The sequence below is a fragment of the Tunturiibacter empetritectus genome (genome assembly GCF_014201375.1).
GTDB lineage: Bacteria > Acidobacteriota > Terriglobia > Terriglobales > Acidobacteriaceae > Edaphobacter > Edaphobacter lichenicola_D.
On the sequence record NZ_JACHDZ010000002.1, the window covers coordinates 707,530 to 730,190 of the forward strand.

Annotated in this window: 18 protein-coding genes; 11 read left to right on the plus strand and 7 right to left on the minus strand. The window is 60.4% G+C overall.

Features of this window, described 5'->3' with window-relative positions; translation table 11 throughout:
- Window position 1 precedes the first annotated feature (1 nt).
- Together HDF10_RS08940 and HDF10_RS08945 are read right to left on the minus strand one after the other, a co-directional pair.
- Window positions 2-712 (minus strand): O-methyltransferase, encoded by a 711-nt coding sequence (locus tag HDF10_RS08940; protein WP_183812546.1) that lies wholly within the window; start codon window positions 710-712, stop codon window positions 2-4.
- 61 nt (window positions 713-773) lie between these two features.
- Window positions 774-2,138, minus strand: coding sequence for an FAD-binding protein (locus HDF10_RS08945; RefSeq protein WP_183812548.1), 1,365 nt, complete (start codon window positions 2,136-2,138; stop codon window positions 774-776).
- A gap of 206 nt (window positions 2,139-2,344) precedes the next feature.
- Here HDF10_RS08945 and leuS point away from each other — a divergent pair, with 206 nt between their 5' ends.
- From leuS to guaA, 5 genes are all read left to right on the plus strand, one after another.
- A complete protein-coding gene (gene leuS / locus HDF10_RS08950) occupies window positions 2,345-4,990 on the plus strand; it encodes a leucine--tRNA ligase (RefSeq protein WP_183812550.1) in 2,646 nt (881 codons plus the stop codon).
- Window positions 4,990-5,919 carry a hypothetical protein gene (locus HDF10_RS08955; protein WP_311732707.1) on the plus strand — a complete coding sequence of 310 codons (930 nt, stop codon included), beginning with the start codon at window positions 4,990-4,992 and terminating at the stop codon, window positions 5,917-5,919. Before leuS ends, HDF10_RS08955 begins: the two co-directional genes overlap by 1 nt.
- 277 nt (window positions 5,920-6,196) lie before the next feature.
- Window positions 6,197-6,367, plus strand: a complete 171-nt coding sequence (locus tag HDF10_RS08960) for a hypothetical protein (protein WP_183812552.1) — start codon at window positions 6,197-6,199, stop codon at window positions 6,365-6,367.
- Window positions 6,368-6,473: 106 nt separating this feature from the next.
- Window positions 6,474-6,668: a hypothetical protein gene (locus HDF10_RS08965; RefSeq protein WP_183812554.1), complete on the plus strand. Its 195-nt coding sequence runs from the start codon at window positions 6,474-6,476 to the stop codon at window positions 6,666-6,668.
- Window positions 6,669-6,696: 28 nt separating this feature from the next.
- Window positions 6,697-8,256: a glutamine-hydrolyzing GMP synthase gene (guaA, locus tag HDF10_RS08970; RefSeq protein ID WP_183812556.1), complete on the plus strand. Its 1,560-nt coding sequence runs from the start codon at window positions 6,697-6,699 to the stop codon at window positions 8,254-8,256.
- A 202-nt stretch (window positions 8,257-8,458) separates the two neighbouring features.
- Here the strand turns inward: guaA and mctP are convergent, their stop codons facing one another.
- The 3 genes from mctP to HDF10_RS08985 all read right to left on the minus strand — a co-directional run bounded on the left by mctP (window position 8,459) and on the right by HDF10_RS08985 (window position 11,520).
- Entirely contained in the window at window positions 8,459-9,970 is a 1,512-nt protein-coding gene (gene mctP, locus HDF10_RS08975; RefSeq protein ID WP_183812558.1) for a monocarboxylate uptake permease MctP, read from the minus strand.
- A gap of 77 nt (window positions 9,971-10,047) precedes the next feature.
- Window positions 10,048-10,680 (minus strand): hypothetical protein, encoded by a 633-nt coding sequence (locus tag HDF10_RS08980; RefSeq protein ID WP_260177740.1) that lies wholly within the window; start codon window positions 10,678-10,680, stop codon window positions 10,048-10,050.
- 48 nt (window positions 10,681-10,728) lie between these two features.
- On the minus strand, window positions 10,729-11,520 hold the full coding sequence (locus HDF10_RS08985) for an enoyl-CoA hydratase/isomerase family protein (protein WP_183812560.1): 792 nt from the start codon (window positions 11,518-11,520) through the stop codon (window positions 10,729-10,731).
- 77 nt (window positions 11,521-11,597) lie between these two features.
- Here HDF10_RS08985 and ribH point away from each other — a divergent pair, with 77 nt between their 5' ends.
- Both ribH and nusB read left to right on the plus strand, forming a co-directional pair.
- The gene (gene ribH, locus HDF10_RS21195; RefSeq protein ID WP_183812562.1) at window positions 11,598-12,479 is read left to right on the plus strand and encodes a 6,7-dimethyl-8-ribityllumazine synthase; all 882 of its coding nucleotides are present in this window, start codon (window positions 11,598-11,600) and stop codon (window positions 12,477-12,479) included.
- Window positions 12,479-12,901, plus strand: coding sequence for a transcription antitermination factor NusB (nusB, locus tag HDF10_RS08995; RefSeq protein WP_183812564.1), 423 nt, complete (start codon window positions 12,479-12,481; stop codon window positions 12,899-12,901). Before ribH ends, nusB begins: the two co-directional genes overlap by 1 nt.
- A gap of 203 nt (window positions 12,902-13,104) precedes the next feature.
- On the opposite strand, the gene HDF10_RS09000 is transcribed toward nusB, so the two are convergent.
- Together HDF10_RS09000 and HDF10_RS09005 are read right to left on the minus strand one after the other, a co-directional pair.
- Entirely contained in the window at window positions 13,105-15,558 is a 2,454-nt protein-coding gene (locus tag HDF10_RS09000) for a hypothetical protein (RefSeq protein ID WP_183812566.1), read from the minus strand.
- Window positions 15,559-15,776: 218 nt separating this feature from the next.
- Complete coding sequence (locus HDF10_RS09005) at window positions 15,777-17,957, minus strand: S9 family peptidase (protein WP_183812568.1); 2,181 nt, start codon at window positions 17,955-17,957, stop codon at window positions 15,777-15,779.
- A 695-nt stretch (window positions 17,958-18,652) separates the two neighbouring features.
- Between HDF10_RS09005 and rpsL the strand changes: the two genes are divergently transcribed.
- The 4 genes from rpsL to HDF10_RS09025 all read left to right on the plus strand — a co-directional run.
- Entirely contained in the window at window positions 18,653-19,036 is a 384-nt protein-coding gene (gene rpsL, locus HDF10_RS09010) for a 30S ribosomal protein S12 (RefSeq protein ID WP_014263802.1), read from the plus strand.
- A gap of 127 nt (window positions 19,037-19,163) precedes the next feature.
- Window positions 19,164-19,634 carry a 30S ribosomal protein S7 gene (gene rpsG, locus HDF10_RS09015; RefSeq protein WP_158943903.1) on the plus strand — a complete coding sequence of 157 codons (471 nt, stop codon included), beginning with the start codon at window positions 19,164-19,166 and terminating at the stop codon, window positions 19,632-19,634.
- Between the two features lie 84 nt (window positions 19,635-19,718).
- The gene (gene fusA / locus HDF10_RS09020) at window positions 19,719-21,818 is read left to right on the plus strand and encodes an elongation factor G (RefSeq protein WP_183812570.1); all 2,100 of its coding nucleotides are present in this window, start codon (window positions 19,719-19,721) and stop codon (window positions 21,816-21,818) included.
- Window positions 21,819-21,888: 70 nt separating this feature from the next.
- Window positions 21,889-22,661, plus strand: a 773-nt coding sequence (locus tag HDF10_RS09025; RefSeq protein WP_183812572.1) for an elongation factor Tu, incomplete at its 3' end; no start/stop codon positions are given.

Consider the following 22,661-nt stretch of genomic DNA (forward strand, 5'->3'; position numbering starts at 1 on the left):
TTTACTTAGGCAGATCGATTGGGATTGAGGGGCTGAAGACGAAGGACGTGGATCTGAAGTAGAGGGAGGTGCAGTGGGGGAGGAGGACGCCGGGGGCGTTGCCGAAGAAGTCGACACGGTCGAGGCCCTTGTCTTTGAATCCTTCGTAGAAGCCGTAGCCTTCGGAGTTATCGCAGATGATGATTCCATCGGGGGCGAGACGTTCACAGGCGATGTCGATCAGCTGTGAGCGGGTGAGGCCGTCGATCACGATGACGTCGTAGCGGTCGGAGGCTTTGGTGGAGAGGATTTGCGCGACTTGCAGTGCATCGGTGATGGGCGCGGTTTTTTCTACGTAGTGCAGCTCGACGTTGGCGGGCAAGCCGGGTGCTATGCGTTCGTACCAGTCTTTTTTCCCTTCGAAGGTGACGACGTGCTTTGCCCGTGCGGACCACCACAGGGTGGATTGTCCGCCACCGAATTCGAGGATGGTTTTGCCGGTGTAGTTGCGGGCGCTTAGAAAATCCAGGCTGGAGTAGGTGTACCAGGGGATGGGTTCGCCATGCCGGGATACCGCTGCCATCTTCAGGCTGCTGCGGAAGTGACCGGTGCGCGCGCTGTAGAGGATGGGCGTCAGGATCGCGGTGAGGCTGTTGCGTATGGGGTTGGACAGCCACGCAGGCAAGAGTTTTTTTACGGGAGCGAATGTTTTGCGGATCGCGGATTGTGACACAGTTCGCTCATTGTAAGACGTTGGCTGGTGCTTCGCGTGAGTATTGCCTGTGAAGCGGGGATCAGGCGCTGAAGAGGTTGGTGTTGAGGAACTGGTTGCGGAACTTTTCCTGCGGGTCGTATTGGTTGAGGAGGGCTTTGTAGTCGGGCATCCTGGGGTAGAGACGCTGGAGGGTTGCGGGGGGGATGGTGTTGACCTTGGCCCAGTGGGGGCGGGCGTTGAAGGGGGCTAGTTTTTCTTCGATGAGGGGGAGGAGGGCTTGGACGGCGTCGTTTTCGGGCTTCCAGGTGAAGTGGATGGCGAGGGAGGGGCGCTGGTAGGCCATGCTGAGCCAGAGGTCGTCGGCGGCGACGGTGCGGAGCTCGGTGATGTAGAGGTGTGGGGTGATGCGGTCGCGGAGCTTCTCGACCGCGAGGATGGCGTCGTAGGCGTGCTCGCGGGGGACGAAGTACTCGGTTTGGATTTCGGCGCCGCTGCTGGGGGTGAAGTTGAGCTTGAAGTGGGGGAGGCGCTCGTACCAGGGGCCGGGGACGCCGAACTGCTCGGTGCAGGCTTCGGCGGAGTGGCCGGCTACGGGGTGGAGTTTTTGCGTGGCTTGCTTTGCGCCGAAAAACTCGGGCTCGAATTTCACGGAGGTGGCGCCGGGGTCGAGGCGGCGTTTGACCCAGACCTGGGTGGCCTGGTGATTCTGCCAGTCGGTGAAGAGGCTTACGCTGTAGCCGCTGAGGTAGATCTCTTCGAGGTGATGTTCGAGCTGGGAGAAGGAGAGGTCTTCGTAGACGACTTGCGCGACCTGGAAGGTGGGCTGGAGGTCGAGGGTGGTCTTGGTGACGACGCCGAGGCCGCCGAGGTTGACGACCTGGCCGAGGAACTGATCTCCATCCTTGGCGCGGGAGAGGGTGTGGAGTGCGCCGTCAGCAGTGACGAGTTCGAGTCCGGAGACGATGGTGGCGAGGTTGCCGTTGTTGCTGCCGGAGCCGTGGGTGGCGGTGGCGCAGGCTCCGATGACGGAGACGTGAGGGAGCGAGGCGAGGTTGGGGACGGCGAACCCACGGGCGTCGATGATGGGAGCGAGCTTGCCGTAGGTGACGCCGGCGCCGACGGTCGCGGTGCGGGCTTTGGCGTCGATGTCGATGGAGTCGAGTTGCTTGAGGGAGATCTGGGCGTGGGTGCTGTCGGCGATGGTGTTGAAGGAGTGGCCGCGGCCGAGGGCGCGCAGCTTGTCGCAGGTTTTGACGATGTGCTGGACCTCGTCGACGGTTTTGGGTTGGTAGAGGGTGTCGGTGTGGAAGGTGAGATTGCCGGCCCAGTTAGTTCGCGGGGCGGTCTGGTGGGCGGCGTCTTGCTCGGAGGCTGAGACGAAGCGGGAGAGCATGGCGGCGGTGAGGATGGAGCCGGAGCCTTTGAGGAACTGTCTCTTATTCATGTCTATTCACGTCGCGCACACTCGATTGGGTGAAGGCGGTGGCTGATTCTGTGAGACGCGCCACACCTTGTTGTTGGTCAGACCCTTATAAGGATTTGTCGCAATCTATGCAAGCGATTCGCTAGGAGCAGCTATTCAGGCTGACGGTTGACGGAGATTGGGAGCGTGAGGCGTTGAGGCGGGCTGGACGGTACAATCGAAAGAGTATGCCTGAGACACGAACGAGCGAAATCGGCGGGAAAACAGTGAATATCGAGGATAGTTCTTCTGCTGCGGAGGGGAATCAGCCGCAGCGGTATAACCCGGCTGAGATCGAGCCGAAGTGGCAGGCCGTGTGGGATGCGGATGCGTCGCTGTATGCGGCTGATGCGCATGATTCAGGGAAGCCGAAGTACTACTGCCTGGAGATGCTGCCGTATCCGAGCGGCGCGCTGCATATTGGGCATGTGCGGAACTATGCGATTGGCGATGCGCTGGCTCGGCATATGTGGATGCGTGGGTATAACGTGCTGCACCCGATGGGTTGGGATGCGTTTGGGTTGCCGGCGGAGAATGCTGCGCTGAAGAATGGCGTGCCTCCGCGGGAGTGGACGCTTTCGAATATTGCGGCGATGCGGAAGCAGATGCAGCGGTTGGGGTATGGCTACGACTGGGCCGCCGAGGTGACGACTTGTCTGCCGGATTACTACCGGTGGAACCAGTGGTTCTTCTTGAAGATGTTCGAAAAGGGGCTGGCTTACCGGAAGAAGAGCAAGGTGAACTGGTGTCCGGAGTGTTGCACAGTGCTGGCGAATGAGCAGGTGATCGGCGGGCGCTGCTGGCGGCATGAGGATACGGTGGTTGAGCTGCGCGATCTAACGCAGTGGTTTTTGCGGATTACGAAGTATGCGGATGAGTTGCTGGACGGGCTCGACAAGCTGGAGGGTTGGCCGGAGAAGGTCCGGACGATGCAGCGGAACTGGATTGGGCGCAGTGAGGGGGCTTTGATCGACTTTGCGGTCGATCAGGGTGTAGGGAGTAGGGAAGAGGGAGTAGAAGGCAAGATTACCGTGTTTACGACGCGGGTGGATACGATCTTTGGGGCGACGTCGGTGCAGCTTGCGCCGGAGCATGCGGTGTCGAAGGCGTTTGCGCTGGAGGATGACAAGCTGCGGATGGAGATTGAGCAGTTGCTGGCGGAGCAGCAGAAGGCGCGAGAGACCGATGCGCTGGGTGCCATTGAGAAGCATGGCGTGAATACGGGGCGGTTTGCGGTGAATCCGTTCAATGGCGAGCGGGTGCCGATCTGGGTGGCGAACTACATTCTGGGGGACTATGGGACGGGCGCGATTATGAGCGTGCCGGCGCATGATGAGCGGGACTTTGAGTTTGCGCAGAAGTATGGGTTGCCGGTGCGGCGGGTGATTGCTCCTGCCGACTGGACGAAGCATGAGGAAGAGCATTCGGCTCAGGCAGGCGCTGAGGATGTGGTGGGTAAACTTCCTTATCTGGCTGAGGATGAGGCCCTGCTGGTCGATTCGGGGGAGTGGACTGGGTTGGGTTGTGTCGAAGCGCAGGAGAAGATGGCTGCGTTTGCCAAGGCGAAGGGATTTGGTACTCCTACGGTTACGTATCGGTTGAAGGACTGGGGAGTGAGCCGGCAGAGGTACTGGGGGACACCGATTCCGATGGTGTACTGCGACAGGTGCTCGCCGGAGGAGCCGCTGCCGGTGGCCGAGAGCGAGTTGCCGATCTTGCTGCCGGAGCAGATTGATATTACGCAGACGAACGGGTCGCCGCTGGGACGGGTGGCTGAGTTTGTTAATGCGAAGTGCCCGAAGTGCGGTGGGGTGGCTCGGCGGGAGACGGACACGATGGATACGTTCGTGGACTCGAGCTGGTACTTCTATCGCTATACGGATGCGAAGAACTCGAAGGCTCCGTTTGATTCGGATAAGGCGAACTACTGGTTTCCGATCGATCAGTACATCGGCGGGGTGGAGCATGCGATTCTGCATCTGATCTACTCGCGGTTCTGGACGAAGGTGATGCGGGATCTTGGGTTGGTGAAGAACGATGAGCCTGCAGAGCGGCTGTTTACGCAGGGGATGGTGATCAAAGACGGCGCGAAGATGTCGAAGTCGAAGGGCAACGTGGTAAGCCCGGATGACATGATTGGACGGTATGGCGCGGATGCGACGCGGATGTATGCGCTGTTTGCGGCTCCGCCGGATAGGGATCTGGAGTGGCAGGAGGAGGGAGTTGCCGGGATCTCGCGGTTTCTGGGGAAGGTGTACCGGCTGACGACGAAGTACTCTGGTGCGGCACGGAAGGCTGGCGGTGGTTCGCGCGTGGGGGAAGGCTCTGCGAAGGAGCAGGCGTTGCTGCGGCGGCTGCATCAGACGATTGCGAAGATCACGCAGGATTTTGATGGACGGTGGCACTTCAATACTTCGATCTCTTCGATCATGATTCTGGTGAACGAGATTACTGCGAACGAAGCGGCGATGGATGCGGGGGAGATCTCTCCTGCAGCGGTGGCTGAGGTGTTTCGTGGGTTGATCTTGTTGCTGGCTCCGTTTGCGCCGTTTTTTGCGGCGGAGATGTGGGAGGAGCTTGGTGGCGAGGGTGTGGTGTTTCGCACGGCCTGGCCTGAAGTGAATGAAGAGCTTGCTCGGGATGAGGAGATGGAAATTCCTGTCCAGGTGAATGGCAAGCTGGTGAGTGTGGTGAAGGTGCCGGCAGGAAGTGATGAGGCTGCGGTGAAGGCTGCGGCTTTGGCTGATCCTAAGGTAATGGCGCGGATTGAAGGCAAGACTGTGGTGAAGGTGATTGTGGTGCCGGGTAAGCTTGTGAATCTTGTGGTGAAGTAGTGGAGCAGATTCCGCAGGATGGAGTGGTGGTTGCTGCTGGGACGGTTCGGGGGACGCAGTCGTTTGTGCATACGCTTTCGGAGTGCTGGCGGCGGCCTTCGCTGACGGCGCTGGAGGTGCTGTGGCGGTGGGCTTATGGGGTGCCGGCGTTGTTAGTGCTGCGGCATGAGGGATTGAAGATCTTGCAGGCTACTCCGCTGGACTATGCGGCGCTGAAGAGTATGACGGTAGTGGATCCGCTGGGGTCGGCGCAGACGCTGGTGAAGGCGTTGGCGCTGTTGCTGCCGCGGGTGATGGGTGTGGCGATGTGGCTGGCGCCGTTGTTGGTGGTGGTGTGGGTGATTGTGTCGGCGGTGGGGCGGACGGTGGTGTTGCGGCGGGCGGATAAGCGGCTGCATGCTCGTGTGGGAACGCTGATTGTGTTGCAGGCGGTGCGGGTGGTGGCTCTGCAGGGGAGTTTTGCGGTGTGGTTCTGGTGCATGGAGCGGGTGGCGGAGTGGACGGTGACGGGGCCGATTGCGTTGGGTGGGGAGCCGAACCTGGTGGGATATTTTTCGCTGGTGATTGTTGCGACGCTGGGGCTGTTTACGCTGTGGGCGGTGGTGAGCTGGGCGCTGTCGGTGGCTCCGCTGGTTGCGATGCTGCGTGGGTTGGGTGTTGTGGGAAGCCTGGCGGCGGCGTTTCGGTTGGGGCCGCTGAAGTCGAAGCTGGTGGAGATCAACCTGGTGATGGGGATCGTGAAGATTGCGTTGATTGTGCTGGCGATGGTGTTTTCGGCGACTCCGCTGCCGTTTGAGAGTGTGACGACGCCGGAGTTTTTGTTTTGGTGGTGGGTGGGGGTTACGGTGCTTTATTTTCTTGGATCTGACTTCTTCCACGTGGCGCGGCAGGTGGCTTATCTGCAGCTTTGGCGCGCTTACGAAGACTGAAAGGCTGTCCTGCCGGACGGGCCCACTGCGCGTGGGGCGGGCGTTCACACGCCTTTTTAAAGCTTCGCGTGGTGCCCCGTTGGTCGCAGGTTGCATTGTGCCGACCAACCGGGAGGACCGGAGTGTCGATCCTGCCAAGACCGGTACACGCGTCACGAAGTGACCGCTGCCCGCGCAGGGCGCTCGTCCGGCAGGACAGTCTCCAAGAAGATTTTCCTCTCGCCGGGACGCCGATTCTGCATCCTACGAAGATCGTTCTAAAAAAGGGAGATTGACTATGTCATTTGGGATCTATGCGATTGGCTATTTGGTTCTGATTGCGGGTGTGGCTTATCTGGCTCACCTGATGCATATTCCGCAGCATTACATCGTGGCAATTGCGGTGATCATGCTGGGAGTTGGGATTGTGACCGGGGTGCAGACTACTCGACAGAAAGACTCGAACTAGCCTCTGTCGGTGAGGGTTCGGGTACTAAAGTTTTTCCTCTGCGGGCGGAAAATACTGCATCCTATCTATGCATGGGCCCCCTCATTCCCCCTTTAGGAGAGAGATCATGTCCTCTGCCCTTTATGCTGCTGCCTATCTGCTTCTGATCGCCGGTGTATCCTACTTGGCTTATATGAGCCATATTCCTGAGTCCTACATTATTGCGATCGCCATCATCATGGTGGCGATCGGCGTGGTGAGCGGGATGGAGAGTGCGAGGTTGAGGAACACCCATCTGCGTCGAGGGCCCGGCGTCTTCTGAGGAGCGGTGTCGCATTTACACTGGGTAAGTGGATACCTCAACGATCGTCATTCTGGATTTTGGGTCGCAGTATACGCAGCTGATTGCGCGGCGTATTCGTGAGTTCAATGTATTTTCTGTTGTATTGCCTTGTACGGCCCCGCTGGAACAGGTGAAGGCGCTGAACCCGAAGGGTGTGATTCTTTCGGGCGGGCCGTGCTCTGTGTATGACACGGATGCGCCGGATGCAGATGAGGGTGTGCTGGCGATGGGTGTGCCGGTGCTGGGGATCTGCTATGGGTTGCAGTTTATTGTGCATCACCTGGGTGGAAAGGTGGTAGGGGCCGCGGCGCGGGAGTACGGGCACGCCGAGGTTACGGTAGTGGCGGAGACGCCTCTGTTTCGCGGGCTGCCGGGGACGCTGGATGTCTGGATGTCGCATGGGGATGAGGCGGAGGCGCTGCCGGTTGGGTTTCAACTGACGGCGAAGACCTCGAATGCGGTGGCGGGGATTGCGGATGACGCGAGAAGGATCTGGGCGGTGCAGTTTCATCCTGAGGTGGCGCATACGCGGCAGGGGATGGAGCTGCTGAAGAACTTCTGTTTGGATATCTGCGGGGCGGAGCAGGACTGGACGCCGGAACATTTTATTCAGTCGACGGTGGAACGGGTGCGGGCGCAGGTGGGAACGGGCCATGCAATCTGCGGGCTGAGCGGAGGAGTGGATTCGAGTGTGGCTGCGGTGCTGGTGGCGCGGGCGATTGGGGATCGGCTGACTTGTATCTTTGTGAACAACGGCGTGCTGCGGAAGGATGAGTTTCTGAAGGTGCAGACGACGATGCGTGAACAGTTGGGGCTGAAGGTGGTTGCGGTGGACTCTTCGCAGCGGTTTCTGGAGAAGCTTGCGGGCGTGACCGATCCGGAGCGGAAGCGGAAGGTGATTGGGAACGAGTTTATCGCCGTGTTTGATGATGAGGCTAAGAAGATCTGGGAGTCCTCTGTCGCGGGCGCAGAGGAGATCGCCTGGCTGGTACAGGGGACGCTCTATCCGGATGTGATTGAGTCGAGCAGCGTGCATGGGCCGAGTCATACGATCAAGAGTCACCATAATGTGGGTGGGCTGCCGGCAGATATGAAGCTGAAGTTGATTGAGCCGCTGCGGGATCTGTTCAAGGATGAGGTGCGGCGAATTGGGCGGGACCTGGGGATGCCGGAGGAGATTATTGAACGGCAGCCGTTTCCTGGGCCTGGGCTGGCGGTGAGGATTCTGGGCGAGGTGACGGCGGAGCGGGTGGCGATGTTGCAGGAGGCCGATCAGATTGTGGTGGATGAGATCAAGAAGGCTGGACTGTATCGGAAGGTTTGGCAGAGCTTTGCGGTGTTGTTGCCCGTCAAGAGCGTTGGAGTGATGGGGGATCAGCGGACTTATGCGAATACGTGTGCGGTGCGGGCGGTGGAAAGCGAGGATGGGATGACGGCGGATTGGGCTCCGCTGCCTTATGAGGTGCTGAGGACGATCTCGAGCAGGATTGTGAGTGAGGTTCGGGGGATTAATAGGGTGGTGTATGACATTACTTCGAAGCCTCCTGGCACGATTGAGTGGGAGTAAGGCTGTCCTGCCGGACGGGCCCGCTCCGCGCGGTGCGGTCACTTCGTGACTTGTATACCCCTTCGGTTGGTGCTCCCGTTGGTCGCAGGATAAAGTTCGTGCCGACCAACGTGAGGATCGATGCTGTATGGTTCGCCAAGACCGGTATACGCGTCACGAAGTGACCGCCCCACGCGTAGAGGGCCCGTCGGGCAGGACAGAGCTAGCTGATGTAGGCTGCGGCGTCGGTGACGTCGGTTCCTGCGTTTAACTTCATTGTGCGGAACAGTATCGTCAACACCGTGGAGACGGCGAGGTTCAACAATAGCGCGGGTACGGCTGCGTACATGGGGTACGTGCTGCCGAAGAGATGAAGAGGGTAAACCGAACTCTTCAGCCCCAGAGCTACTGCCATAGCTGTGCCGCTGAACATGCCTGCTGCCCAGCCGATGAGGAGCGCCCAGGGATTGAACCAGCGCGTGAAGACCCCGAGAACGACCGATGGGAAGAGCTGGCCCATCCAGATTCCGCCGAGCAGCTGCATCTCGATCGCGTAGGGTGCGGGGAGCTTGAGGACGAAGATCAGTGCGCCGAACTTTACGACGAGCGAGACGATCTTGGCCATGCGGGACTCTTCTTCAGGGAGCATCTTTCGCCGGATCAGCGCGCCGTAGAGGTTGCGGGTGAAGAGGTTGGAGGCGGCGATGGACATGATCGCTGCGGGGACGAGTGCTCCGATGGCGACCGCGGCGAGACAGAAGCCGGCGAACCACTCAGGAAACATCTTGAGGAAGAGCAGCGGTACGGCCTGATTGGGATCTTTGGTGACGACTCCGGCGGCTAGTGCGAGATAGCCGAGGAGGGCGATGAGTCCCAGGAGAAAGCTGTAGGCGGGCAGCATGGCGGCGTTGCGGCGGATTACGTTGGCGCTCTGCGCGCTGAGGACCGCGGTGGCGGTGTGGGGGTAGAGCATGAGCGCTATGGCGGAGCCGATGGCGAGGGTGGAGTAGCCGAGGAACTGGCCTTGTTTGAGGTGGATTGTGGCTGAAGGAGTGTGGTGGGCGAGGAGTTGGTTGGCGATCTCAAAGACGCGCGCGTAGCCGCCGAGTTTGTGGGGGATGTAGATGAGCGCGGCGAGGACCATGATGTAGAGCATGATGTCCTTGACGATGGCGATGACGGCGGGGGCGCGGAGGCCGCTGGAGTAGGTGTAGGCGGCGAGGATGACGAAGGCGGCTGCGAGAGGCCACTCGCCGTGGATGCCCATGGCTCCGATGACGACGCGGATGCCGACCAGTTGCAGCGCAATGTAGGGCATAAGGGCGAGGACGCCGGTGAGCGCGATGGCGATGGTGAGCCAGCGGTTGCCGTAGCGTCCACTGACGAAGTCGGCGAAGGTTATGTAACCGTGGCGGTGGCATACTGTCCAGAGGCGCGGCAGGACGAGCATCATGTAGGGGTAGGCGATGACGGCGTAGGGGACTGCGAAGAATCCCATGGCGCCTGCTCCGTAGAGCGCTGCCGGGACCGCGATGACGGTGTAGGCGGTGTAGAGGTCGCCGCCGATGAGGAACCAGGTGATCCAGGTGCCGAAGCTGCGGCCTGCGAGGCCCCACTCTTCGAGCGAGCCCATTCCTGCCTTCGGTCTTCGCCACCGTGCGGCCCAGAATCCGGCGAGCGTAACGAGCAAAAAGAAAAAACAGAAGACTACCAGTGCCGTCGTATGGAGTTGCAATCGTTCACCCAGGCTCTAGAGATTTGCCGCACTCACAGGTTAGCGCAGCGGTGCAGGAAGATGGATGCTTGCTCGGGTTAACTTCGTCCGTTGTCGCTCCACTCGTAGACGACTACGCCGAGGTCGTTGAGGGTTTTGATGACGGCCTCCATGTTTCTGCGAACCTCTGGACGCGCTTTGACGGGGACTTCGTGGGCCTCTTCGACGGCGACGACGCGTCCATAGGGCCAGGAGTTTTCGGGGATGGCATTGAGCGCGGTGGGCAGGTCGATGACGCGTACATTCAGGTCGCGGCGGCGGGCGCCGATGGGCCGCAGCATTCCGCCTACACCAAGGCCGCTGGTGTTGCCGTCGGCGACGACTACGTGCAGGGTTGCCATCTCGCCCTGCACGGTGAGGTAGGGATTCTCCCAGAGATTGAGGCTCTTGACGGCCATGTAACGGGTCTTCGATGGCGGCGGGATCAGCTCCATCTGCTGGCGGGCGAGGTTGTTCTCCTGCTGGTGTTCGGCGGCGAGAGCGTTCTGCGCGGCCACGTTGGGGATGGAGGGGATTGCGGGCCGGGAACAGCCGGCGAGGGCGAGCGGAAGCAGAAAAGCGGCGGGAAGGAGCGAGGCTCGTAGCAGCGAATAGCTTGGATGCGGCGAGTGTCCGGATAGCGAATGTCGGAATAGCGAGGGCACGATCACCAGCATATCAAGCGATGGCATTGATCAAAAGATCAAAGTTCTCGGCGATTTTACGACGAAGACGAGTAGTTATCGTCCGGTCCAAACGGCGGCGCGTTTTTCCAGAAAGGCCTTGGTGCCCTCTTCTTTGTCGCTGGTTCCGCAGAGTCGTCCGAAGATCTTTGCTTCCATGTCGATGGCTTGTTCGAGGCCGATCTCGCTGCCGTCGCGGACAGCATGGAGGCATGCAGCGACGGCCAGGGGGGCCATGGCGACGATGGTTTTGGCGAGAGCTTCGGCGCGCTCCATCAACTTGTCGGTGTTATCTGCGGGAAGCACCTCGTCTACCAGGCCGATTCGCAGGGCTTCGGTGGCGTTGATCATCTCACCGGTGAGCAGCAGTTTGAGCGCCATGGGCTGGCCGACGAGGCGCGGGAGGCGCTGGGTTCCGCCGTAGCCGGGGATGAGGCCGAGTTTGACCTCGGGCTGGCCGAGGCGTGCGGTGTCGCTGGCGAGGCGGATCGTGCAGGCCATGGCCAGCTCGCAGCCGCCGCCGAGGGCGAAGCCGTTGATGCAGGCGATGACGGGTTTTCCGCAGGTCTCGATGAGGCGAAAGACGCCCTGGCCGCGGCGGGCCTTGGCCTCTCCTGCGGTCGCGTCGATGGCGGCGAGCTCTTTGATGTCTGCGCCGGCTGCGAAGGCTTTTTCGCCGGCGCCGGTGAGGAGGATCACCCGGACGGCGGGGTCGGCGGCGAGTGTTGAAAATACGGCTTCCAGATCGTTGAAGACCTGGGTGTTCAGGGCGTTGAGGACCTGGGGGCGGTTCAGGGTGACGCGCGCTACCTGATCCTTTACCTCGCACAGCAACGTTTCGTAGTTCACGTACCTCTCCTCTGGCTATCTCGTGGGTGATCTTGTGGGCGCTCTCGCGCCGCACTCCAGACGATACAATCGAATCTATGATTAAGGGAATTACGCACGTCAGCGCGATAGCGTCGGGGGCTGAGTTTGACCGTGTCTCGAGCCTCTTTTCTGCTCTTGGTTTTGAAAAGGGCAAGGGGTGGCAGGATGCGCAGGGTCGCGGCGCTGCCTTCCTTGCGCCGATTGGCAATCTTGAGTTTGTAACGGGCAGGGAGCCTGCGGTGCCAACGGTGCTGATCGAGGTGACGCAGCTGGACCACATCCGTTCGCTCGTGGAAAAGTGGCTGCTGGCGAGCTATCGCACGGAGGAGATTCCGGAGATTCTCTCTGCCGCAGAGCTGACGCACTGGAACAGCAGGCTGTTTACGTTGCAGATCACGACTGAGCTGCGGATTGGGTTCTGGCAGTCAGAGAATCCGCTGCATGGCCAGCCTGAGGCTGTAGAGGGTGACCTGAGCGCTGTGGGTATGCGCTTCGCGGTGGTGACGACGCGCTGGAATACGGTGATCACCGACCGGCTGCTGCAGGGGTCGCTCGATGCGCTTCATCGCAGCGGCGTGGCGCGGGCTGATATTGAGATTGTTCGGGTTCCTGGTGCGTGGGAGGTGCCGTCGGCTGCACGGACGCTGGCGGAGTCGAAGAGGTTCGATGCGATTATTACGCTGGGGTGTTTGCTGCGTGGGGAGACGGCGCACTACGAGGCGATCTACAACGAGGTGGCGCGGGGGATTGGCCAGTCGCAGCAGGAGACTGGGGTTCCGCATGCGTTCGGGGTACTGACCTGCGAGACGCTGGAGCAGGCGCTCGACCGTGCGGGGCTGAAGGCGGGAAACAAGGGCTTTGAGGCGGCCAGCGCGGCGATTGAGATGGTGTCGATCCAGCGTAAGCTCGCGGCGCAGAACGGCCAGGGGAAAAAATAATGGGCACACGCCGCAAGTCGCGCGAACTTACGATGCAGATGTTGTTTCAGGGAGACCTGGGCAAGCAGTCGCCCGAGCAGGTGCAGAAACTTTTTTGGGCGTCGGTGGAGGATGTGGATGCCGAGACGCGTGGGTTTGCGGAGGATCTTTATCGTGTTGCGACGACTCGCGATGAGGAGATCGACAAGCTGATTGAAGAGCATGCGCAGAACTGGCGGCTGGAGCGGATGCCGGTGGTGGATCGGAATCTGCTGCGGGCTTCGGTGGCGGAGATGCTTGGATTTCCGAATACGCCTGCTGCGATCATCATCAACGAGACGCTGGAGATTGGACGGCGGTACGCTGCGCCGGAGTCGATCCACTTTCTGAATGGCGTGCTGGATGCGATTGCGCGGGATTTGCTGAAGAAGCGGCTGGCGTAGAGCTGTCCTGCCGGACGGGCGCCCTGCGCGGGCGGCGGTCACTTCGTGACGCGTATACCGGTCTTGGCGCGGCGAATACCTACGGTCCTCCCGCCGGTCGGCACAAACTCTTGCTTGCGACCAACGGGAGCACCACGCGAAGCGGTATACAGGTCACGAAGTGACCGCTGCCCGCGCAGGGCGCCCGTCCGGCAGGACCAATCCTAGGAGGTCGACTTGCGCGGCTTCTGCACCAGAAGGTTGGGAGCGACGATATTTCCATTCACGTCTGGCAGCTTCGGTGCGAGAGGGGTTGTCGTGTCCTTGTAGGTGCCGTCGCTTTGTTTGGTGATGAGGTGGACGGCGTTGTCTCCCGTGGTGCCCGCGTAGAAGGTCTGGTTGTCTGCGCTGACCACGCCGACGATCGGCGCGATGGGGGTTCCGAGAGCGGTCGACAGGGGGATGCTGCTCAGAGTGCCAGCGCCGGTGGGCTGAGGGGTGTAGGTGGGAACAACGGCTCCGCTGCCCTGATAGGCCACGAAGGCGATCTTCGAGTCCGAGGTGGGGAAGACGCCGGTGATGGCTGAGGCGGTGACACCGGGAAGCGCACCGGTGAAGACGGTGTTGGTGGTGAACTTCTGCGGTGTCGTTATGGGCGTTTGACCAGGGCACGCGGCGATGGGAAGGCCCGGTGCGGCGGCAGCGGTACTGCTGGCTGGGACCCCGATGGCGAGGTCGGTCAAGGTTGGCGTCGGCGTGACGGTTGCGCCGAGAAGGTGGAGTCCGTCGTTGGTGGTGGCGATTCGGTCGGTCTGCGGTCCGAGCACGCCGGCGTCGGGATAGAAGAGGTTGGTCGTGGTGGAGGAGGTGGTGGGGGCGGCGCCGCCGACGATAGTGGTCACCGGGCAGTAGGAGCGAGCGGTGGTTGGGTTGCCGCCGAAGAAGGCTCCGACGCTTGGGACACCGATGGCTACGTCGCTGGTCGATTGCGAGGACGTTGTCTGGTACCAGCCGGTGAAGGTGGAGTGAACCAGCAGGGTGTTGTTGGGAGTCGTGACGCCGGTCGAGGAGTTGTAGTCGCCGAGGGTGATGTAGACGGTGGAGTTGTCGGGCGAGAAGACGGCGTGGGTGGCGACGCCGCCGTACTGGGTCTGAATGCTGCCCTTGGTGTTGTAGAGGTAGACAAACTGGCGGATGGGGTCGGTGATGACCAGCGTTGTGCCGTCAGGCGAGATTGCGATCACGGTGCCGGGTACGGTGGTGTCCTGAGCGCCTATGCTGTTGGTGGTTGCGCTGAAGGTCATGAGTTCGAAGGAGCTTCCCATGTAGATGGAGGTGCCGTCGTTGCTGATGACCATGGAGTTGGGCTGATAGGGCAGGCGTACAGGGTTTCCGAGTTGAGGCTGCGTGAAGTCCACGGGCACGAGATAGAAGGAGTTGGTGCTCGCGATATAGAGATTGGTGCTGTTGACGCCTGGGGCGGTGACGAGGACTGGATTCGAGGTGATGGCTTTTCCGTTGCCGAAGAGGCCAATCTGATTGAACGGGGACGGATTGCAGGTGGGAGGCTGGCAGACTGCGGTGATGGCGGCGGCGCCTGGGAAGACGGGGGTCACCGAGGCTGCGGAGGCGGCGGGAATGGTTGTCGGGGTGGTGGATTCGAAGTTGAGAGCGAGGCCGGTGAGGACTGTTCCGTTGGTATCCGTTGCAACGGCGTTGATCGGTTGCACGTTGTTGGGATTTACGGTCACGCTGGTTGAGTTGCCTGTGCCAACGGTGGCGGTGAGTGCGATCGAGACAGGTGGGCAGGTGGAGAAGAAGCCAGCCGAGCTTCCGGCGTTCGCGATGTTTGCGGTGATGACGGTCGATCCAGGCTGCTGCGCGGTGGCGACACCGTTCTGGTCGATGGTGACGACGGAGGCGGTCTGCGGAGCGTAGGAGAGATGGCCGACCTGGCAGCTGATGTTGGCACCGTCTCCGGCCAGGACTCTGGCTGCAAGCTGACTGGTGACAAACTGGGAGACGCAACCGGTTGCCGGAACCGCGGCAGCTGGCGGGGGCACAGGCACGGCGCAGCAGCCGTTTCCGTTGGTGGTCTGCGCGCAGGTCGATGTCTGGGTAATAAAGGCTGCGGGGCTGCAGTTGGTGGCCGGGTCGTGGACGCAGTCGGTTGAGAGCGCCCCGAGGGTCACATTGGTGACCACGGGATGGATGAAGATCGGGAGCGGATTGCTGCTGACTCCGTTGCCGTTGGCTACGACGTAGACGGTGCCGGATTTGTTGGTGGGGTTGCAGGTGGTGAAGTCGGCGATGCCACCGCCGGTGTTCCTGTTCCAGGTGCCTGCGCAGAGCCGGCCGGTGGTTGGCTGGACGTCGGCGATGGTCATGTCGGGCTGGCCATTGGGGAGGAAGGTGGCGTAGGTGTAGCCGGACACCGTTACGGCGGTGCCCTTGCAGTCGATGGCTGCCGGTGAACTGACTTGGCCGATCTGCGCAAAGTTCAACGATATGCCGAAGATCTTGGGTTGGAGATTAATGGTCGCTACCTGGCCGACGACAGGGCCGGTGTCTCCGCCGTTGCAGAAGACTGCGGCTGTTTTCTTGGAGCAACCCGAGATCGAGACACCAAAAGGAATCGTGAAAAGCAAAAGAAAGACTAACGTGGCAAACCGACGCATTGAACCTCCCCGTCCAACCAGAACTCAAGCTGAACGGTCACACCGCAACCGCTGAATAGCTGAACCCATAGTGTAAAAGCTGCACAGACCGGAAGCAAATCTTCCGGGCATAAATACTGTTCGAACGTTGGTTGGACGATCCAGCCAATCATTTCGCATCGTGACAAGTTTGCTCCCTTTCGCGAAAGATTGCGGACGGGAGCGAGACCGGAAGACTTCTACTTTGCGGGCATCTCTGTCTCGAACCAGTTGAGGGCCCGCTCGAGAACGTCCCTGCGATGCGCGGGGTCGTGGAAGGCATGCCCCTCGTTTGGGTATATCACTAACTGCGTCTTCACGCCTTCGGCACGGAGCGCATGCCAGAACTCGAAGCTCTGCGGAGCGGGGCATTCGCCGTCGCGATCTCCGACGACGACCAGGGTTGGGGTCTTTACTTTTTTGATGTATTCGATGGCTGAGCTCTTTGCGTAGACTTCGGCGTCGTCATAGACGGTCTTGCCGAAGAAGGGCACCATCCACTGGTCGATGGAGTTTTCACCGTAGTAGCTCTTCCAGTCGCTGATGCCTGCTCCGGCGACGGCTGCTTTGAAGCGCGTGGTCTGGGTGACGCCGAACATGGTCATGAAGCCGCCGTAGCTCCAGCCGGTGAGGCCCTCACGATCTTTGTCGATGGGGAAGCGCTTTTCGAGGACGTCCATGCCGGTGAGGATGTCGTGAAGGTCACCGTAGCCGAAGTCCTTGATGTTGGCCTGGGTGAACTTCTCGCCTTGGCCGTAGCTGCCGCGCGGGTTGGGCATGAAGACGAAGTATCCGAGTGCGGAGAATGGCGCGCCGCCATATCCCGCGCCTGGCCAGCGAGGTGTGACGGCGCTAGAGGGACCACCGTGCACGCTGACGAGGAGAGGATATTTCTTTGCGGGGTCATAGTTGGCGGGGTGGAGGAGCCATCCCTGAACTTTGAAGCCGCCGTTGGTCCATTCGATGTTCTCGGTCTTTCCCCAGGCGGGTTTGAGGCTGTCGTTGAGGTGGGTGATCTGCTTGAGGTCGTGAAGGGGGCCGGCCCATACCTCGGGGGCGCGCTCGAAGGAGCTGCGGATGATCGCGATGGTGTGCTCTTGGGAGATGGAGACGCTCATGACCAGGTCGCCTGCGCCGATGGTCTCGGGGAAGGTGACGCTGGCCTGCGGGATGTCTCTGCCGGTGGCGAGATCGAGGGCGGTGAGGTGACTGTTGCCGCCTACGTGTTCGGCCATGGCGATGAGTTCGGGGCCGGCCCAGCCGAAGTAGGCGACCGATGCGGCGCGGCCCGGGGTTATGTTCTTTGGCTCGCCGCCGGTGGAGGGGATCAGGTAGAGATCGCCGCCGGTGGATCCCTGATCGCTCATGATGCCGCCTATGAAGGCGATTTGCTTGCCGTTGGGGGAGTAGCGGGGGACGGCGATCTGGAGGCCGTGGAGGGGGCCGGAGATTTTGGTGGGGTCGAGGATCGCGGTGGGAACTCCCATCGGCGCTCCGGCTTCCTTGCACATGTTTATTTTTGTCTTCTGGCCCTTGTCGTCGGTGTTTTCGTATTCGCCGCACGCGGCGATGAAACCGACGTATTGAGTGTAGAGTCTTGCGACCCACCAGTTATTTTCGCCTGGCGCGTCGGCAGCGATGTATGCGATGTTGCGCGAGTCGGGAGCCCAGTTGAACTCGTATACGTGAAGTTGGCGGATAGGCGAGATCCAATTTCCCAGGCCTGAAGCAACATCCACGCCATAGATTCGCTGCACCTCGACGCCGTCTTCGCCGATGACGCCGGACCACGGCTTCATGGCGGCGAGGGCTCCGGCGGAGCGGGTAGCGTTTTCGACGAAGAGGAAGGCGATGGATTTGCCGTCGGGTGACCAGGCGAGAGAGTCGATGTTCCCTACGAGATGGGTGAGTTGTTTCGATTCGCCAGAGCCCTTCGACCAGAGGAAGACTTGGTCTTGTCCGGGCTGATCTATCTTGGCGGTGCAGTCGGATACGAAGGCCAGAGACTCTCCGTCGGGCGACCACTTTGGATCGGAGCTGCTGCAGTTTGTTGCTCCTGAGCCGGTGGAGACGATCTTTTCTTTTGCGGGGTCTGGGTTTGCTACCTCGGAGAGGTGAATCTGGGTGCCGTCATGGGTGCGGACTGACCAGGCGACGATGGCTCCATCGGGTGAGATGGATGCGGCGGAGGGGGTTTTGGTCTGGCCGAGGGTTTGGATCAGGGAGCCGATCCGCGGGTCTTTGAGACTAGAGGCGTTTGCGTCGGACTCGGCGTGGGCTGCGGAGGCGGCTCCGAGCATCAGCAGGGCGGTGCATGCGGCGGCGGTGAAGGCGGTGAAACCAGAGGAGGGGGAACAGTCGCGGAGATCTGCCAAAGCCATTGGAAAAGCCTAGCATGGAGTGGGGATTCGCTTTTGTCAGGGACTGGTCGGAGACTGGTTGGGGGTCGGTCGGGGACGGGGGTGGGTGCAGCCGCAATGGTGCAATTGGCGGGATTTGAGGGTAGAGATCGCCAAAAAATTTGACGTTTCGCCGTTAGATTGCTATTGTAAGAAGGTTCCGCGAGTATCCGGACCGTGTCGTAGGGAAAGCTCAACGCAGTTGTTGGCAAGCTCGACGCACGGAGGGGTGGAGAAAAACCCACGCGATCACCAAGATTCGTCTCCCTGTCGCAAGGCGGGTGCCGAAGGATTGCGCTATACTGGATACAAGAGATTCACCGCAGAGCATTCCTGATCCGTGTTGTTCGGTCTGAAATGTTGTAAGTCTGCGGCCTATCGCAATCGTGCCTGCGACACCCTCCACCCTGGACGGGCTATGCGGGCCGGGACAGCGAAACGGAGTCGGCTCATCCTTGAATGAGGAAAGACGCTCGACCACCGTCGACTGTTTACGTCTGGTTTGTTGTACCGGTTTACAGACGCAGCAGGGAAGATCTTCGTCAGAGACGCTTCAGCGTTCTCATTTTTTTGCGTGTGCCGTGCAGGTACCGCACGAGGCGAAGCTTGAATCCTACCTGCGCGTCTCACACAGGTTTGGTTGTAGATGTTTTGCCGCGCATTAACAAGGAGTTCTAGTGCCTACGTTCCATCAGCTCGTCAAGCAGGGCCGCACGCCCACTCGTTATAAGACCGCCAGCCCCGCGCTCCAGGGTTCGCCCCAGCGCCGTGGCGTCTGCACCCGCGTTTACACCCAGACCCCGAAGAAGCCGAACTCGGCTCTCCGTAAGGTCGCGCGTGTTCGCCTCACCAACGGGATTGAGGTCACGACCTACATCCCGGGCATCGGCCACAACCTGCAGGAGCACTCGATTGTGCTGATCCGCGGCGGCCGTGTGAAGGATCTGCCGGGCGTTCGGTATCACGTCGTTCGCGGAACGCTCGACTCGGTCGGCGTGGCCAACCGGAAGCAGAGCCGCTCGAAGTACGGCGCGAAGCGTCCGAAGGCTGCTGCGAAGTAGTTTGTGGTTTGAAGCAGTTTGAGTTTTTAGATCAACCCGGCTGGCCTGATGGATTGGGCTGGCTGCATAAACCAGGTTCAGGGCTTGAGAGGTCTACGGTCCTGAAGGAAGACGAGAAGAGAGAGCAATGCCGAGAAAAGGTTACATCGCTAAGCGTGAAGTTGCTGCAGACCCGGTCTATAACTCGACCCTGGTCACAAAATTTGTCAACTCAATGATGTGGGGCGGCAAGAAGTCGACCGCACAGGGCATCTTCTACACCGCCATGACCAACCTTGAGCAGAAGGGTGGCGACGAAGCCCTCAAGCTGTTCAAGAAGGCGATCGAGAACTGCAAGCCGCTTCTCGAGGTCAAGAGCCGCCGTGTTGGTGGAGCGAACTACCAGGTGCCGATCGAAGTTCTGCCGGAGCGCCGCACCTCGCTCGCGATCCGCTGGCTGGTGACTTACGGCCGCGCACGTGGCGAGAAGGGCATGGTTGAGAAGCTCACCGCTGAGCTGCTTGATGCGGCCAATGGCCGTGGCGCCGCGATGAAGAAGAAGGAAGACGTTCACCGTATGGCCGAGGCCAATAAGGCTTTCGCGCACTACCGCTGGTAGTTGGTTTTCCAGCAGAGCGTCCTTAGATTTTGGGTTCAACGCAGTTTTTACCGCGAGCAGACGCTCGCAGATGAGAGATAGACCGTGGCACGCACTACACCTCTGAATCGTTGCCGGAACATCGGAATCATGGCGCACATCGACGCCGGCAAGACGACGACGACCGAGCGCATTCTCTTCTATACGGGCATCACGCACCGTATCGGCGAAGTGCACGAGGGAACTGCGACCATGGACTGGATGGAGCAGGAGCAGGAGCGCGGCATCACGATTACGTCTGCTGCGACGACCTGCACCTGGAAGAACATCCGCATCAACATCATCGACACCCCCGGCCACGTGGACTTCACGGCTGAGGTGGAGCGTTCGCTCCGCGTGCTGGATGGTGCGGTTGCCTGCTTCGACGCGGTCGCTGGCGTTCAGCCACAGTCTGAGACTGTCTGGCGTCAGGCTGACAAATACAAGGTTCCCCGGATCTGCTTCATCAACAAGATGGACAAGGCCGGTGCGGACGCTGTTTACGCGACCTCGACGATCGTTGATCGTCTGGGGGCACGCGCGGTACCGATCAACATCCAGATTGGTGCTGAGGCGAAGTTTCTTGGTGTTGTCGATCTGGTTACGATGAAGGCGATCTACTGGCACGACGAGACCATGGGCGCTGAGTACTCGGTGGAAGAGATTCCTGCTGACCTGCTCGACAAGGCCAAGACTGCACGTGCGGCTCTGATTGAGGCTGTCTCTGACTCTGATGACGAGATCATGCATCTCTACCTCGAGGGTCAGGAGCCTACTGAAGCTCAGCTGAAGGCTGGCATCCGCAAGGCGACCATCGCGATGAACATCTTCCCGGTGCTCTGCGGTTCGTCGTTCAAAAACAAGGGTGTGCAGACGCTGCTCGATGCAGTGGTCGATTATCTGCCCAGCCCGCTGGATATTCCTCCCATGATTGGCCATAACCCCGACAACATGGAGGAAGAGGTTATCCGCAAGGCTGATGACAACGAGCCGTTCTCGGCACTTGGGTTCAAGATCATGACCGACCCGTTTGTGGGCCAGCTGATCTTCATCCGCGTCTATTCGGGTCAGTTGAAGACCGGCGACTCGGTGTTGAATCCGCGTACCGGCAAGACGGAGCGTATCGGCCGCCTGTTGAAGATGCACGCCAACAAGCGCGAAGAGATCACCGAGATTCTTGCAGGCGATATCTGCGCTGCGGTTGGTCTGAAGAATCTCGTTACCGGTGACACGATCACTACGGATAAGCACCCTGTAGTGCTTGAGTCGATCGATTTCCCGGCGCCGGTTATCGAAGTGGCCGTGGAGCCAAAGACCAAGGCCGACCAGGAGAAGATGGGTATGGCGCTCGCTAAGTTGGCGCAGGAAGATCCCACGTTCCGCGTCCGCACCGATATTGACTCGGGCCAGACCATCATCGCCGGAATGGGCGAGCTGCACCTTGAGATCATTGTCGACCGCATGATGCGTGAGTACAAGGTCGAGGCCAACGTTGGTAAGCCCCAGGTGAACTACCGCGAGACCATTCGCGCGAACTCGGATGCTGAAGGCAAGTACATCCGTCAGACCGGCGGTTCGGGTAACTACGGCCACTGCAAGATCCGTATCTCGCCCAACGAGCCGGGCAAGGGCTATGAGTTCACCAACGATACGAAGGGTGGCGCGATTCCGAAGGAGTACGTCAAGCCGATCGATCAGGGAATTCAGGACGCGATGCAGCGTGGCATTCTGGCCGGCTACGAGATGGTGGACGTCAAGGTTTCGCTCTACGACGGCAGCTATCACGATGTCGACTCGAACGAAATGGCATTCAAGATCGCCGGTTCGATGGCGTTCAAGGAAGCTGCCCGTAAGGCAAAGCCGGTTCTCCTGGAGCCGGTGATGGCAGTCGAGGTTACAGTCCCCGAAGAGTACATGGGTACGATCATCGGCGACCTGAACTCGCGCCGCGGAAGAATCGAAGGTATGGAGATGGTCGGCACCACCCAGGCTATACGGGCCACGGTTCCTCTAAGCACGATGTTCGGTTACGCCACCCACATGCGGTCGTCCACGCAGGGCCGCGCTAACTATTCCATGCAGTTCAAGCAGTACGAAGAGGCGCCCCGCTCGGTCTCGGAAGAGATCATTGCCAAGGTGCAGGGCAAAGACGGTAATGACAAGTAAGTAAGCCGGTGCCGCAAGGTGCAAACAGTTTAGTAGTTGAACTTTAGAAGTACGAAACACGGAGAGAGTCATGGGCAAGGAAAAGTTTGACCGGTCAAAGCCGCACGTAAACATCGGGACGATCGGGCACATCGATCATGGCAAGACGACGCTGACGGCGGCGATTACGAAGGTGCTCTCGAAGCACAACCCGAATAACAAGTTTCGTTCGTTCGACACGATTGATAACGCACCTGAGGAGCGCGAGCGCGGTATTACGATTGCCACCTCGCACGTCGAGTACGAGACGCCGAACCGGCACTACGCGCACGTCGACTGCCCGGGTCACGCGGACTACATCAAGAACATGATCACCGGAGCCGCACAGATGGACGGCGCGATCCTGGTGGTTGCGGCGACCGACGGCCCGATGCCCCAGACCAAGGAGCACGTTCTGCTGGCGCGTCAGGTTGGCGTTCCCTTCATCGTGGTGTTCCTGAACAAGTGCGATGCGGTTGAGGACGAAGAGCTTATCGAGCTGGTGGAGATGGAGGTTCGCGAGCTGTTGTCGAAGTACGACTACCCTGGCGACGACACTCCGATCATCCGCGGCTCAGCGTTGGGCGCGCTGAACGGCGAAGCCCAGTGGGAGGCCAAGATCGACGAGCTGATGGCGGCGGTGGACAAGTACATTCCGCAGCCTGAGCGCGCGGTCGACCAGCCGTTCCTGATGCCGATCGAAGACATCTTCTCGATCTCTGGCCGTGGCACTGTGGTGACGGGCCGTATCGAGCGCGGCAAGGTGAAGGTTGGCGAGGACTGCGAGATCGTGGGCTTCCGCGAGACCCGCAAGACGGTCTGCAC

Bases quoted from the DNA above. Each gene is read 5' to 3' on its own strand.
- HDF10_RS08945 (WP_183812548.1), bottom strand. From the start codon at position 2,138: ATGAATAAGAGACAGTTCCTCAAAGGCTCCGGCTCCATCCTCACCGCC.
- leuS (WP_183812550.1), top strand. From the start codon at position 2,345: ATGCCTGAGACACGAACGAGCGAAATCGGCGGGAAAACAGTGAATATC.
- HDF10_RS08960 (WP_183812552.1), top strand. From the start codon at position 6,197: ATGTCATTTGGGATCTATGCGATTGGCTATTTGGTTCTGATTGCGGGT.
- HDF10_RS08965 (WP_183812554.1), top strand. From the start codon at position 6,474: ATGTCCTCTGCCCTTTATGCTGCTGCCTATCTGCTTCTGATCGCCGGT.
- HDF10_RS08980 (WP_260177740.1), bottom strand. From the start codon at position 10,680: ATGCCATCGCTTGATATGCTGGTGATCGTGCCCTCGCTATTCCGACAT.
- ribH (WP_183812562.1), top strand. From the start codon at position 11,598: ATGATTAAGGGAATTACGCACGTCAGCGCGATAGCGTCGGGGGCTGAG.
- nusB (WP_183812564.1), top strand. From the start codon at position 12,479: ATGGGCACACGCCGCAAGTCGCGCGAACTTACGATGCAGATGTTGTTT.
- HDF10_RS09000 (WP_183812566.1), bottom strand. From the start codon at position 15,558: ATGCGTCGGTTTGCCACGTTAGTCTTTCTTTTGCTTTTCACGATTCCT.
- HDF10_RS09005 (WP_183812568.1), bottom strand. From the start codon at position 17,957: ATGGCTTTGGCAGATCTCCGCGACTGTTCCCCCTCCTCTGGTTTCACC.
- rpsG (WP_158943903.1), top strand. From the start codon at position 19,164: ATGCCGAGAAAAGGTTACATCGCTAAGCGTGAAGTTGCTGCAGACCCG.